The sequence below is a fragment of the Chryseobacterium contaminans genome, assembly GCF_001684955.1.
Taxonomy (GTDB): Bacteria; Bacteroidota; Bacteroidia; order Flavobacteriales; family Weeksellaceae; genus Chryseobacterium; species Chryseobacterium contaminans.
This window is the reverse complement of the sequence record NZ_MAYF01000009.1, coordinates 1-14,070: the sequence shown is the minus strand read 5'-3', so window position 1 is coordinate 14,070 and position 14,070 is coordinate 1. Positions and strand designations below refer to the sequence as shown.

16 protein-coding genes are annotated in these 14,070 nt (G+C 37.2%); 8 read left to right on the top strand and 8 right to left on the bottom strand.

Going from position 1 to position 14,070, the window contains the following annotated elements; all coding sequences use genetic code 11:
- Positions 1-222 precede the first annotated feature (222 nt).
- Positions 223-1,038, top strand: coding sequence for a GIN domain-containing protein (locus tag BBH99_RS01380; RefSeq protein ID WP_066690959.1), 816 nt, complete (start codon positions 223-225; stop codon positions 1,036-1,038).
- 1 nt (position 1,039) lies between these two features.
- Here the strand turns inward: BBH99_RS01380 and BBH99_RS01375 are convergent, their stop codons facing one another.
- The 5 genes from BBH99_RS01375 to BBH99_RS01355 all read right to left on the bottom strand — a co-directional run bounded on the left by BBH99_RS01375 (position 1,040) and on the right by BBH99_RS01355 (position 5,487).
- Positions 1,040-2,926: a monovalent cation:proton antiporter-2 (CPA2) family protein gene (locus BBH99_RS01375; protein WP_066690957.1), complete on the bottom strand. Its 1,887-nt coding sequence runs from the start codon at positions 2,924-2,926 to the stop codon at positions 1,040-1,042.
- A gap of 3 nt (positions 2,927-2,929) precedes the next feature.
- A complete protein-coding gene (locus BBH99_RS01370; protein ID WP_066690955.1) occupies positions 2,930-3,451 on the bottom strand; it encodes an NAD(P)H-dependent oxidoreductase in 522 nt (173 codons plus the stop codon).
- 197 nt (positions 3,452-3,648) lie between these two features.
- Positions 3,649-4,470 carry a TPM domain-containing protein gene (locus BBH99_RS01365; RefSeq protein ID WP_066690953.1) on the bottom strand — a complete coding sequence of 274 codons (822 nt, stop codon included), beginning with the start codon at positions 4,468-4,470 and terminating at the stop codon, positions 3,649-3,651.
- On the bottom strand, positions 4,451-4,879 hold the full coding sequence (locus BBH99_RS01360) for a TPM domain-containing protein (protein ID WP_066690950.1): 429 nt from the start codon (positions 4,877-4,879) through the stop codon (positions 4,451-4,453). Before BBH99_RS01360 ends, BBH99_RS01365 begins: the two co-directional genes overlap by 20 nt.
- 2 nt (positions 4,880-4,881) lie before the next feature.
- A complete protein-coding gene (locus BBH99_RS01355) occupies positions 4,882-5,487 on the bottom strand; it encodes a LemA family protein (RefSeq protein ID WP_066690947.1) in 606 nt (201 codons plus the stop codon).
- A gap of 75 nt (positions 5,488-5,562) precedes the next feature.
- On the opposite strand from BBH99_RS01355, the gene BBH99_RS01350 reads away from it, so the two are divergent.
- Together BBH99_RS01350 and BBH99_RS01345 are read left to right on the top strand one after the other, a co-directional pair.
- Entirely contained in the window at positions 5,563-6,060 is a 498-nt protein-coding gene (locus BBH99_RS01350; protein ID WP_066690945.1) for a dihydrofolate reductase, read from the top strand.
- Between the two features lie 149 nt (positions 6,061-6,209).
- Positions 6,210-6,779 carry a hypothetical protein gene (locus BBH99_RS01345; RefSeq protein ID WP_066690936.1) on the top strand — a complete coding sequence of 190 codons (570 nt, stop codon included), beginning with the start codon at positions 6,210-6,212 and terminating at the stop codon, positions 6,777-6,779.
- A gap of 66 nt (positions 6,780-6,845) precedes the next feature.
- Here the strand turns inward: BBH99_RS01345 and BBH99_RS01340 are convergent, their stop codons facing one another.
- The 3 genes from BBH99_RS01340 to BBH99_RS01330 form a co-directional block, all read right to left on the bottom strand.
- Entirely contained in the window at positions 6,846-7,478 is a 633-nt protein-coding gene (locus BBH99_RS01340; RefSeq protein WP_066690933.1) for a trimeric intracellular cation channel family protein, read from the bottom strand.
- Between the two features lie 112 nt (positions 7,479-7,590).
- Positions 7,591-8,055, bottom strand: coding sequence for a pantetheine-phosphate adenylyltransferase (gene coaD / locus BBH99_RS01335; protein WP_047098871.1), 465 nt, complete (start codon positions 8,053-8,055; stop codon positions 7,591-7,593).
- Between the two features lie 87 nt (positions 8,056-8,142).
- A complete protein-coding gene (locus BBH99_RS01330) occupies positions 8,143-9,135 on the bottom strand; it encodes a D-alanine--D-alanine ligase (RefSeq protein ID WP_066690963.1) in 993 nt (330 codons plus the stop codon).
- A 156-nt stretch (positions 9,136-9,291) separates the two neighbouring features.
- Here BBH99_RS01330 and BBH99_RS01325 point away from each other — a divergent pair, with 156 nt between their 5' ends.
- From BBH99_RS01325 to BBH99_RS01305, 5 genes are all read left to right on the top strand, one after another.
- The gene (locus BBH99_RS01325; protein WP_066690930.1) at positions 9,292-10,377 is read left to right on the top strand and encodes a PASTA domain-containing protein; all 1,086 of its coding nucleotides are present in this window, start codon (positions 9,292-9,294) and stop codon (positions 10,375-10,377) included.
- 73 nt (positions 10,378-10,450) lie between these two features.
- A complete protein-coding gene (locus BBH99_RS01320; RefSeq protein WP_185111018.1) occupies positions 10,451-11,524 on the top strand; it encodes an RluA family pseudouridine synthase in 1,074 nt (357 codons plus the stop codon).
- 51 nt (positions 11,525-11,575) lie between these two features.
- Positions 11,576-12,526 (top strand): PorP/SprF family type IX secretion system membrane protein, encoded by a 951-nt coding sequence (locus BBH99_RS01315; protein WP_066690928.1) that lies wholly within the window; start codon positions 11,576-11,578, stop codon positions 12,524-12,526.
- Positions 12,527-12,575: 49 nt separating this feature from the next.
- Positions 12,576-13,700, top strand: coding sequence for a radical SAM family heme chaperone HemW (gene hemW / locus BBH99_RS01310; protein ID WP_073300446.1), 1,125 nt, complete (start codon positions 12,576-12,578; stop codon positions 13,698-13,700).
- 138 nt (positions 13,701-13,838) lie between these two features.
- A partial coding sequence (locus BBH99_RS01305) for a glutamate racemase (RefSeq protein WP_394363525.1) occupies positions 13,839-14,070 on the top strand: 232 nt, incomplete at its 3' end.

The following is a 14,070-nucleotide window of genomic DNA, read 5'->3' as shown; positions in this document are numbered from 1 at the left end:
GTTTTTGATGTAAGCATAATACTATTTTTGTGGTGTGATGAATAATAGAACAAGCACTATACCATCATAAAGATTTTTGTGGTATAGTATGTTGATTATCAATGTTTTTATTGGTCGAATTTTATATTATGAAATTATGTTTGATGGAAACAATGTAATATTTTTCATATTTTAGTTGTTATTAAATTATATATCTAAACAATAATCTATAAAAAAATAAACATGAAAAAAAGAACTCTTTTTATTTTTTCAGCCTTAGTGGTTTTAGCCTCATGTAATGAAAGACATGAGAAAAAAGACAGAGAAAAAAGTGGCTGGGTTGAAAAAGTAATCAATAAAGAATCAGGACCCATTCAGCAGAGAGAATTCAATGGAGATTTTGATGAAATTCAGGTCTCTCAGGCAATAGAAGCAGAAATTATAAAATCTGATACAGAAAAAGTAATCATTTCAGCACCTCAAAGTATTATTGATGAGGTTCTTGTAGATAACAGCGGCGGAAAGCTTCATATTCACTATAAACCTGGAATCAGAGTAATGAATATCAGTAAAGTAACTGCAAAAATTTATACTAAAGATTTTACAAAACTAGTGGCAGAATCTGCGGCAAGCATTAATGTGAAAGATAAATTTACTCAGGAAAAAACGAGCGTTGAAGTATCCAGTGCGGGAAGTATTTCCGGAAATCTGGAGGCTAATGATTTAAATATTAATGCAGACAGCAGTAGCAATTTCAGCGGAAAAATCTGGGCTGTCAATCTTGATATAGAATCTTCATCAGGATCCAGTATTGATATTTCCGGAAAAGCTAAAAATGCAGATGTCAGTTCTTCTTCAGGCAGTAGCATTTCAGCTAAAGAGGTTATTGCAGATAATGTAGAAGCTGATGCCTCCAGTGGTGCAAGCATCCATATCAGTGCAGTTTCTTCCGTTAAGGCAGAAGCTTCTTCGGGGGGAAGCGTTGATATCGCGAAAAAAGGAGAGCTTAAAAACGTTACTAAAGAAGAAAGCAGCGGCGGAAGCATAAACATTCAATAAATCAATCCTGGGAGTCTTCTTCATCTTCTTCCTCAGTGGGTGAGGAGTCTTCCCAGTTTTTGTTATCAAAATTAAGATTATCGTAAGCTAATAATTCCTCCTCACGCTGGAGGATTTCTTTTGTGCTGAATAAAGCAATATCCTGGTCTTCCGTCATCTTTGCAAGCTTTCTGACAGAGGCCTTATCAATTGCCATAAATCTTTGCCCGAGGCGTCTTGCAGCATATTTCCTCATTCCGGTTTCATGCAGTACATCAACGGCCATATCAACAGCGGTTCCCAATGTTTCACGATAGATATGATTGATTCCATTGTTAAGATATTCATACGCATCAATACGATTTTTGGCTCTTACAAAGATTTTAACTTCCGGATAATGCTCACGGACAAGCTCTGCAATAAACATATTGTCATCCGGATCATCAAGGCATAATACCAAAATTTCAGCCTCTTCAATTCCTGCTGCTCTCAGAATAGGAATTCTTGTGGCGTCTCCATAATATACCTTAAAGCCATAGCTTCTTAAAAGTTTTACACGATCAGAATCTCTATCCAATACCGTTGCAGATACTTTATTGGCTTTTAAAAGGCGTCCTACGGTACTTCCAAAATGTCCAAAACCTACAATAATAATCTTTTTCTGAGTCACATCACTGTCCAGAATATTGTAATCGTGTTCCTCTTCAGGAATTTCCCGGATAAATTTCGGGGTAATAAATTTGTCATTAACAATCAGCAGAATAGGCGTGATGCACATGGTGATCGCTGTAACGGCCATTAACTGGGCATTTAGCTCCGGTCCCAAAAGATAAAGATCCGATGCATAATTAATCAGTACAAAAGCAAATTCTCCTACCTGCGAAAGTGCAAAAGCATAGAACAGGCTTTGAGGAGTATCTATTTTATAGAATTTTCCAATAATATATAATACCAAAAACTTTATGGCCAATACTGCGAATACCGTACTGAAAATAAATAATGGATCTTTTTGAATGATATTAAAATTGATTGTTGATCCCACACTCACGAAGAATACAGCAAGCAATAGACCTTTAAAAGGATTGATCTGCGCTTCAAGTTCATGTCGGAATTCACTGTTAGCAAGCATTACCCCGGCAAGGAAAGCTCCTAACGCGGGAGAAAGCCCAATAACTACCATCAGCTCGGACACTCCGATAACAAGGAATAGAGAAGAAGCAGTTAATAGCTCTGCCATTCCGGATTTTGAAACATAGCGTAAAAAAGGAACAAATACATATCTGCCCAATAAAATCAGCAATGCCACTCCAAAAATTACGGTTCCCGCCTGAAGCCATTCCGGAAGCTTTTGGATAAGGATCTGAATTTCATTATCATGATGCTTGGCCTTATAGTTGGCAATAATCGGGAGGATAGCCAAAATAGGAATCACAGAAATATCCTGAAATAATAAGGTAGAGAATGAAGCTTCACCAGCTGTTGTTTTAAGATTATTCTTTTCCTGCAGCGTCTGTAGTACAATAGCAGTAGAGGATAAAGCAAAGCACATGGCAACGGCAATAGCCTTATCTATTCTCCAGCCAACACTGATGAATACAAGGAATAATAATGAAATGGTGAGAAGCATCTGTGTAAGCCCCAGTCCCATAATTTTTTTTCGCATTTCCCAGAACTTCCGCGGTTCCAGTTCCAGCCCAACAATAAATAAAAGCATGATAACCCCAAACTCACTGGCGTGCATAATGTCATTCACATTATTTCCGGTAAGCCTGAGAACGTAAGGGCCAATGATGATTCCTCCTAAAATATAACCGATTACTGAACTCAATCCCAATTTCCTGGCCAGTGGAACCATGATAATGGCTACACCCAGAAAAATTAATGTGTTCATCGCTAAGCTGGACTCCATATATTATTGATTGAGCAGTTCTGTAAATTCTTTTTTATGCAGAATAATTTCTTTTTTTGATAATTTGTTGGCTTCGTAAACGATCTTGATATGCTTGATGTCTGCCTTGAAAACTTTTAATGAAACAATCAATCCGCTAATCAGTTCATCCACGGTGTATTGATACGTTCCGGTTTTACTGAAAGATCTTTCTTTTCCACCGGTAGTAACCAAAATATAAACTTCTTTGTTTTCCAGAGGGTTGTGTTTGCCGGGCTGAAGCCAATCACGGTCGAAAACTTCATCAATCCATAATCGTAAGAGAGGCGGCATTCCGAACCAGATCAGTGGGAACTGAAATATGAAGCGGTCATAATTGGCTAAACGTTTTCTTTCCCTGAAGGCGGCAATATGGAAGTCAGGATATTCTTCGTAAAGATCTCTTAAGGTATAATGCTGGTGACGAACGTAGAAATTGATGAGCTCTACATTCGAGTTGGAGTGCTCCAGATAAGGGTGTGCAAATACTACCAGCGTCTTCTTCATAATCCTGTTTTCAGTAAATATACTGAAAAAATATTGAATAAAAGGTAGGTTTTGTGTTGATTTATTAATTTTTTAATATGTGAATATGGATTTAATGTTAATTAAAATCAAAGAAATGTGGTTATTTTAAGTTTTTAAATAAAAAATCAGGTCCTTAAGACCTGATCTCTTTATAAATAACTATAATTTTTGTAAGATTACCATCCTCCGGAAGCACCACCGCCTCCGAAACTTCCGCCACCGCCGAAGCCTCCAAAGCCACCGCCGCCACCTCCGGAACTTCCGCCACCGAAGCCGCCGCCACCAAAACTGCCTGGGAATGGGAAAAAGCCTCCGGGGTAATTTCTGCGTCCTCTTCGGCTAATAATGACATCATCATCGTCGTCATAATTACCACGACCACCGCCACCGCCTCCTCGGTTTCCGAAGAGAATAGCGATGATGATAAAAATAACAAAGGCAATGATAAGAACCTTAAGCGCGCTGCCATCACCGGAAGGTGCCGTAGTAGGGACTGGTTTGAATTTACCCTCAACAGCTTCCATAATGGCTGAGGTACCACGGTTGATCCCTTCATACCAAAGTCCCTTTTTGAAGTTAGGCGTAACGATATAATCCAGAATCTGGCCGGCAACGGATGCAGTAAGATATTGTTCCACGGCACGCCCTTGCTGGATAGACATGGTTCTGTCTTCAGTAGCAATCAGGAAAACAACTCCGTTATCCACTCCTTTTTTTCCGATTTTCCATTGTTCACCAAACATAGTGGCCAGGAAGTTGACATCTTCGCCTTTGGTAGACTTAATGATCACCACTTCAATTTCTGTGGAAGTGGAATCTGCAAATTTGATGAGTTTATTATTAAGCTCATCTTTTTCCTGCTGGGAAAGAAGCCCGGCTTCATCAAAAACAGGATATAAAACTGCAGGTTTTTGGGGAATGGTATATTGTGCTGATACAAAAGTGTAAAAGCAGATCAGTAAAAATGAAAATACTATTTTAAGAGAACGTAATTTCATTTGGAAGTTGGTTTGGATTTTCTCCTTCTACAGGAAAATGTTTTTTAAGTTCGAGGCCTGTTTCCAGGATAGCACTTTTCAATGCCTGATAATAATTTCCTTTGGCAAATTCGGAGGTAATATAGTCATGCAGATGATCCCAATAGGATTGATGAACTTTTTCATGAATACCTACATCACCAATAATGGTGAGGTATTTTTGTTCAAAATTAACATGAAAAAGCACAGCGTTCCTATCAGTAGTTTTATCCATACACAGTTCTTTGAAAACTTCAAATGCTGTTTTAGCATCACGGTTTTCCGTATTAGAGTCAATATGTACCCTAATCTCGCCTGTAGAATGGTCTTCTGCTGACTGAATCGCTTCCACAAGGGAAGCGATCTGTTGATTTGTAAGGAAATTACCCATTTTTATTTGAATACTTCAGGGGCTTTTTGAGCTCCTGCATCAGCCTTGAAATAAGGTTTTTCTTTAAAGTTGGTGAAATTCGCCAGAATATTATTCGGGAAAGTCTTGATAGAGGTGTTATAATCCTTTGCAGCATCGTTATAGTAAACAGTTTCTGTTCTGATACTGTTCTCAATAGCCGTATACTCTCTCTGGAAGTTGATATACTGCTGGTCTGCTTTTAAGTTAGGATAAGATTCTACCACAGCCATTAATCGGCTTAATGCACCAGATAATTCTCCCTGTGCAGCCTGGAATTTAGCAAGATCTGCTTCCGTCATGTTGGTAGGATCAATGTTGATAGAAGTAGCTTTGGAACGTGCTTCCACAACTTGTGTTAACGTTTCCTGCTCAAATTTTGAATACGATTTTACTGTTCTTTCCAGGTTAGGAATAAGATTCGCTCTTTTCTGATACACGGTCTCTACATTAGACCATTTTGCATTAACAGTCTGTTCTTTGTTCACAAAGCTGTTATATCCGCTTTTTCCCCAAAAGAATAGGACTGCAACAATAATAAGGAGGGCAATACCAATGGTTCCGGCGCCCAGACATCCTTTATTTTTCATAGTTTATTTTTTTTAATTTTTTGTGCTAATCAAATATACAAATTATGTGCTAATTTTGTAGAAAATTATATTTGAATGACAACAATAGTGGTGGCAATGGGAGAGAAGAACGAGATTGGTTTTGAAAACCAGTTGCTTTGGCATCTTCCGAAAGATTTAAAACATTTTAAGGACCTTACTTCCGGGCATCCGATCATTATGGGAAGAAAAACATACGAAAGTATTGGAAAACCACTTCCTAACCGAACTAATATTGTTGTTTCAAGAAAGAAGGACTGGTTTGAGGAAGGAATCCTTATCGTGGGAAGCCTTAAAGAAGCCATCAAGTTCGCTAAAAAAATTGATGAAGAAGTCTTCGTTATCGGAGGCGGGAATATCTATGAACAGACAATGGATATTGTTGATAAACTTGAGGTTACGCTGGTAAAAGCTGACCTGGAAGCAGATACATTCTTCCCGAAAATTGATGAGAAGATCTGGAAAAAAACAAATGAAATCTGCCATGAAAAGGACGAAAAGAATGGCTATGATTTCTGTTTCCAGACATTTGAAAGAATTAAAAAAGAAGCTTAGAAGCCAATAGTCAGTTTTTGCTACGCAAAGTGAATTATGAATAGCTGCCTGACATAAAAATTGACATAGGTAGCGAATTAACCATTCACCATTGACTTTTTGAACTTTAACCTTTAAATTTATTATCTTTGCACTTCTAAAATTTAATAATGAATAAGAACATTAAAATTGCAGTAGCAGCACTTCTTATCCTTCTGGGACTTTATATGATGATTTTCACAAGAAATCTTGGATGGGGAATTGTTGTTTTTCTTCTTGCCGCTTTTCCAATCATACTTTACTTTAAAAATGAGTATATCCTTTTGGCGTTCTGGCAATTGAGAAAACAGAATATGGAGAAAGCTGCAGAATGGTTAACAAAAATTACCGACTATAAAGGACAACTTCATAAAACCCAATACGGATATTTCCACTATTTATTAGGATTAACACAGGCTCAGGATCACCCTACAAAAGTAGAACCTTTAATGAAAAAGGCTTTGGAATATGGTTTGAATATGAAGCATGACAGAGCAATGGCAACTTTAAATCTTGCGGCTGCAGCTATTTCTAAAGGAAGAAAGAATGAAGGACAGAAACTATTGGAGGAAGCTAAAAGATTAGACAGTGCAGGAATGATGACAGATCAGATCAAAATGATGAAGGAACAGCTGAAAATGCCAACCATGCAGAAGCATATGCACAATCCTAATATGAGAAATAGAGGGAAATTCTTCTAAGAATAACTACAGATAAAATAAAAAGCACCTGAGTCAGGTGCTTTTTTTATGCTTATATAATTGTAATTACATTTCCGAAGTCTGGTCATAGCCATAAAATTTAGGCATCTGCCACTGGTATTTCACTGCAAGTGTTCTGATGGCTACAATCAGTAAAATCGTAAAGATCTGTACGAAAGTGTAGGAAAGGGGAGTATACTTTGTCATCAGTAAAAATACAGCTCCGCCTACAATACATGCTGTTGCGTAGATTTCCTTTCTGAAAATCAACGGAATCCTGTTCAGTAATATATCCCGGATAATTCCTCCGAAGCATCCTGTGATGGTTCCCAATCCAATACAGATGAGAGGGTGGATGCCGACATTCAGTCCTTTCTGAATCCCAATAATGGTAAATAATCCCAGCCCAAAGCTGTCGAATATAAATAAAGTAACCTTAAAGTTTTTTTCAAGGGATTTGAATACCATAGAGACAACACTGGTAATAATAATCAGGGCACACATCAGAAGATCATGCATCCAGAATACAGGAATATCCAGTAAGAGATCTCTTACAGTTCCTCCGCCTACGGAAGTCACAAAGGCAATAATAAGAACGCCAAAAGGATCAAGCCGTTTCTGCATCGCTGCAAAACTTCCTGACATGGAAAACGCAATGGTTCCCAATACTTCTATGGCAAAATTGAACTGTTCGTGCATATATATTATAAATGATCGTTGATAAATGATAATTGATGAGTGATTTTCTGCTTAAGCAAATTCTTGGCCATTGTATCAATTATCATTTATCGCTTATCAATTATAATCTTGTTTATCTTTCAACCCTTACAGAGTCCGGAACCATCAGTTCGTATTCGCCGCCGTGGGTAATGATTTCTCTTACGATGCTGCTGCTGATGAATGATTTTCCGGATGAGGTTAATAAGAATACGGTTTCTAGTTTTTTGTGAGCTAAAGTTCTGTTGGTATGGGCAATTGCCTTTTCGAATTCAAAGTCAGCAGGGTTTCTCAGGCCTCTGATGATGTATTGGGCGTTCTTTTCAAAACAGTAATCTACTGTCAAGCCTTCAAATGAGTCTACTTCAACATTGGGAAATTCTGCTACAGAGTTTTGAATGAATTCCATTCTTTTTTCAAGAGGAAACATATATTTCTTCTGAGAATTCTGGCCAATAGCAATAATTAATTTATCAAATAGCGGGGCCGCTCTTTCTATAATATCATAATGTCCTAAAGTGATGGGATCAAAGGATCCTGGGAAAACAGCAATTTTCATGTTGTCTGGTTTTATAATTGTGCGTCAAAAATTATAAAGTTAGATGGTAATATTCTTACTTATCTAACTTTTAATTTTCAACATCTATTATCTATTTTTTTTATTTAAAGCTTTTTCAACTTCATTTCCACAAAGGTCCATAATGGAAATTCCATAATGCTTTGCCTGTTGAGGAAGAATACTTGCAGGAGAGAATCCTGGGTTCGTATTCATTTCAAGCATATAAGGAATACCATCCATTAAGATATATTCACTTCGTGAAAAACCGCTCATTCCAAGGGAGTTGTATGCTCTTTTAGCGATTTCTTCTACTCTTTTTGTGGTTTCTTCGTCAATTCTTGCAGGGGTAATTTCTTCAGAAGCACCTTCATATTTGGCTTCATAATCGAAAAATTCATTGGTAGGAACAATTTCAGTAATTCCCAAAACAATGGTTTCTCCTTTAAAGTCGATAACGCCTACAGAGACTTCCATTCCATTCAGGAAGCTTTCGATAAGAATTTCATCATCTTCTTTGAAAGCAATTTCTGTAGCTGCAATCAGTTCAGATTTTTCTTTTACTTTAGAAATTCCCAGTGAAGATCCGGACTGATTAGGTTTCACAAAAAGTGGAAGATTTAATTCTTCTACAATTTTATCTACATCAATATGTTCTCCTTTTCTTAAATAAATGCTTTTCGCTGAAGGAATCCCATATTTTGATAATACGGCAAGCGTATCTTTTTTATTGAAGGTAAGAGCACTTTGGTAAAAGTCACAACCTGTGTATTTTTGACCTATAGCATCCCAATAAGCCTGGAGAATTCCATTTTCCCCCGGTGTTCCGTGAATGATATTGAAGCATACATCAAACTTCAATGTTTCTCCATTATCTAAGGTAACAGAAAAATCGCCTCTGTTGATTGGAAATTTTTTATCATTTTCGCCTAAAAAATACCATTCGTCTTTAAGAACTATTACTTTATATACGTCGTACAGATTTCTGTCTAAGGAATCATAGATCAACTGTCCGCTTTTTAAGGATACAACATATTCATCAGAATAGCCTCCCATTACTACGGCAACACTTTTTTTATTCATAACCATATAGTATCAATTGAGGCAAATTTAAACATTTTATGCAATGCAATACGGGAAATCGGGAAATTTTCAAATCAAAAATGAATTGTGTTAAATAAAAAGTCCATTCTAAAATTATTAGCTATATTTGCGGTTATAATTAAAGTATTTTTAAGTATGCTTAAATCACTTTTCAATTGGAAAGTTTTAGTGAATTTAGTAGTGGCAATCGGCGTTTTCGTGGGTCTTGTATGGCTTACGTTCCGTTGGTTAGAGTACCACACGAATCACGGTCAGGAAATTCCTGTTCCCAATGTAGTTAATAAATCTGTACATGATGCTGTTAAAATATTAGATGATACAGGTTTGGAATATGAAGTAGACAGTGCCAATTATGACCCTAAATACAGACCATTCCAGGTTTTACAAATCTATCCGGCACCGGGTTCCCGTGTAAAGGATGGAAGAACGGTGCGTCTTAAGGTAAACCCTAGAACATGGGCTCAGATTGCTGTTCCGGATGTTATCAATAAATATTCAGGACTGGCATTCCAGAGACTGGACCAGGTAGGTCTGAAAATTGGCGATACTATTTACGAACCGAGTATTCAAAAAGATGCCCTTTTAAGAATTTTATATAAAGGAAATGCTGTAAATCCGGGAGCACGTCTTCCTAGATTCTCTGTCATTGATGTTGTGGTAGGATCAGGACCGATGAGAAATATTTCGATTCCTAATGTAGTAGGGCTTTCCGTAAAAGAAGCAAGAGCGGTCATTGCGAAGAGTATGTTTGAAGTAGGATTGGTAGAATATGAAGATGGAGGTAAGGATGAATCTGATATTATCTATTATCAGGATCCGGCTTCAGGAGATGTTCGTGACCAGGGAATGCAGATTGACCTCTGGGCAAGTAAGAAAACCCCGGCAGAACTGAGAGCAAAAGTGGAGCAGCTGAATTCTATTTACCGAATGAAAGTAGATACTTCTCTGCCACCGGTACGATATGAAGAAGTTCATAATGAACCAAGCTATGAAGCTCCGGTACCGGCACCAGCACCTAGAAGAGAAACTCCAAAGGTGGAAGCTCCTAAAACAGAGACTCCAAAGGCGCAGACTACAACTCCTAAACCTACAAGTACAACAGAGAAGCCTAAAACTTCTACCAGTACTCCTGCTACAGGAATTGCTGCAAAACCGGCAGCATCAACTTCTACACAGCAGCCAGCGCAAAAGCCAAAAGCTAAGAAGGTAGTCGTAGAATAAATAGAGATTAATAATAAAAATATAGGCTTCAACTGCAAAATGTTGAAGCCTTTTGTGTAAAAAAATAAATACAATGTCAGAAGATAACGAAGATTTTTTAGACGAAGAATTATTGGATTCCAACAGTATTGACAATATTGATATTGATGAGGAAAATAAAGGGTTGTATGAACATCTTAATATTATTGTTGATCCTAAACAGGAACCCTTAAGAATTGATAAGTTTCTTTTAATCCACCGGCAGAATTCTTCAAGGAATAAAATTTCCCAGACCTGCAGGGCGGGGAACGTTATAGTGAACGGAGCTCCCGTAAAGCAGAATTACCGGGTGAAGCCCGGAGATCAGATCTCTGTGTTATTAACCCGTCCGCCAAGAGAAAATGTAATTGTTCCACAGGATATCCCTGTGAATATCGTTTATGAAGATGATGATCTGGTAGTGATAGATAAAGAACCCGGAATGGTGGTTCACCCCGGACATGGAAACTGGGACGGAACATTAGTGAATGCCCTTGCTTATCATTTTGAAAAGAATGGTGAAAAGTCTGATCTGGACAGGGTAGGACTTGTTCACAGAATTGATAAGGATACTTCCGGATTGCTGGTGGTTGCGAAGAATGAATATGCTTTAAGTTTTCTGGCAAAACAGTTTTTCAACAGAACCACAAAGAGGCTGTATTGGGCATTTGTATGGGGAAATCCTCAGGAAGACGAAGGAACTATCAGAGGGCATATTGGCAGACATCCTAAAAACCGAATGCAGATGTCTGTTTACGAGGATGGCAGTCAGGGAAAACACGCTGTTACCCACTATAAAGTTTTAGAAAGGTTCAAATATATGACCTGGGTAGAATGTAAGCTTGAAACAGGTAGAACGCATCAGATCAGAGCCCATTTCAAACACATTGGCCATACATTGTTCAATGATGAGCGTTATGAAGGGCATACGCCGTTAAGAGGAGTGAATCTTCCAAAATACAGACAATTTATTAAAAATGTTTTTGAAATTCTTCCAAGACATGCACTGCATGCGCACACCCTCGGATTTATACACCCAACAACAAAAAAGGAATTATATTTTGAAAGCCCAATGCCCAAAGATATGGCGGATGCCGTAAAAAAATGGAGAAATTATTTGGAAAACTAAAAATATATTGAGAATTTTTTTATATTTGTTGAATTGAAATCAAGATTTGTTATGAGAAAACTATATGCTATCGTATGTTTAGCTCTTTTGTCAAATGCATACAAAGCACAAGAATCACTACCATATTATCAACAGTATCTTTTGGATGGTGATTTCCTGTTCAACCCAGCTCAGTACGGTAAAACAGATTACGTACAGCTCAATGCGATTTATCAGAAGCAATTTTCAAAATTCAGCGAATCCCCAAATGTACAATCGGTGGGAATCAATGCAAACATTTTCGATAGAGTAGGTGCCGGTCTTACCGTATTCAGAGATAGCAACGGTGCTGAATCTGCAGGAGGTATTACAGCAGGTGCTTCATATTTTATTCCTCTAAGTAGTGAAGGAGACAGAAAAGATCAGTTCTCATTCGGTACAAGTGTAAGTTTGTACAACAGAAATTTTGATTATACTAAAATCAATGTAGAAGAGCAGGGAGATCCTTTAGTAAAAGGTGATCAGCAGAATATTTTCATGGCTTATGCAAACTTCGGTTTAGCAGCTACCTACAGAAACCTTTTTGGGGGTGTTTCCGTAAATGATATTGCATTAGGAAATGATAAACCTATTGTAAACGGATGGGAGCCTTCTCCAATCAAGTTTTTCTTAAACTTAGGATATAACTGGCATATTGCTGACAATATCACGTTAACTCCGGCTGCAATGATTAACCTGAACACGAACTCAACAAGAGTAATGGATTATAACCTAATGGGTACATTCTCTAATGAAGTGAATGCGTTCTCTGTAGGGGTTAGTTACAGAGCTGCTCAAAACAGATTCGACAGCCAGCAATTGGAAATTGCTCCGATTGTTAAAGTAAGATTCAACAAATTTATGATTGGAGCTACTTATAACCTTGGATTGTCTGATATTCAGCAATACGGAGGAAACAGCTTCATGATCGGACTGGGATATAATTTTGATAACTTTATTAATGTTCGAGGATATAGATATTAATCAATTTAATTTAAATAAATTTGAGCTCTGAATTTTTCAGAGCTTTTTTATGATATATATTCACATCCCGTTCTGTAAGCAAAAATGCAGTTATTGTAATTTCCATTTTTCAACATCCCTTACTTTTAAGGATGAAATGCTTCGTGCGATGAAAACCGAAATACAGCTTAGAAAAGATGAATTGCAGAACCGAAGCCTAAAATCTCTGTATTTTGGAGGCGGAACTCCTTCTATTCTTTCGGTGGATGAAATTAATTCTTTAATTGATGAGGTTTTACACCACTTCAGTTTTGAAAAAGATATTGAAATTACATTAGAGGCTAACCCTGATGATCTGGACAAGAATTTTTTAAAGCAACTGGCAGGAACACCTGTTAACCGTTTGTCAATCGGCACACAGAGTTTTTTTGAAGAAGATCTTAAGCTGATGAATCGTGCCCATACGGCTTCAGAAGCAGAAGGTTCCATTAAAAGAGCACAAGATTTTGGGTTTGAAAATCTGAGCATAGATCTGATTTATGGTTCACCTACCTCTAATCTGGAGATCTGGAAAGAGAATTTGCATAAAACCATTGCATTGGAAGTTCCTCATATTTCCTCTTATGCATTAACAGTAGAACCTAAAACGGCTCTTGATAACTGGATTTCAAAAGGAAAAGTTAAAAGTCCGAAAGAAGAAGAACAGAACAGAGAGTTTTATTACCTGTCTGACTTCTTAAAGGATCATGGTTTTGAACATTATGAGGTTTCCAATTTTGCTAAACCTGGCTTTTATTCCAGACATAATTCATCTTATTGGAAGTATCAGGAATATTTAGGAATTGGCCCTTCTGCGCATTCTTATAACGGATTTGATGTAAGAAGCTGGAATGTAGCTAATAATCAGCAATACATTAAAAAGCTCAGTGCAAAACTTTTAGCTAAGGGAGAAGAAATTCTTTCCAAGGAAGATCAGTTTAACGAAATGATCATGATTGGTTTGAGAACCATTTGGGGCGTAGATATGAAAAGCTTAAAAGAAAAATTTGATGACCGATTCCTGGAGCATTTTCAACACGAGATCAGACAGAAAATGGAAGATGGTATTTTAATCATAGAAAATGATCATTTAAAAATCCCGGAAAAACATTGGTTTATGGCTGATGGAATTGCTTCTGATTTATTTATGGTGTAAAAAGGAAATTGCTTCGACTTCGCTCAGTATGACATCTTAGCACATAAAACTAAATATTGTTTCTGATATTGAAGCTTCTTAAAACATAGTACAATATACTATATAATTTCACTATTTTTGTATAAAATTTCAGGTCGTTTGAAAACTAAAAAACAAGATTATTCGCATCTTTCACCCAGCCAGCCTATCGGTATTTTTGATAGTGGAGTAGGAGGTCTTACTGTTGCTAAGGAAATTAAAAGGCTGTTGCCTAATGAAGACCTTATCTATTTTGGAGATACCAAACATCTTCCTTATGGCGAAAAGTCAAAAGAAGCGATTATAGAATATTCTACAAAGATTACGAACTTTCTGCTGGAGCAGAACTGTA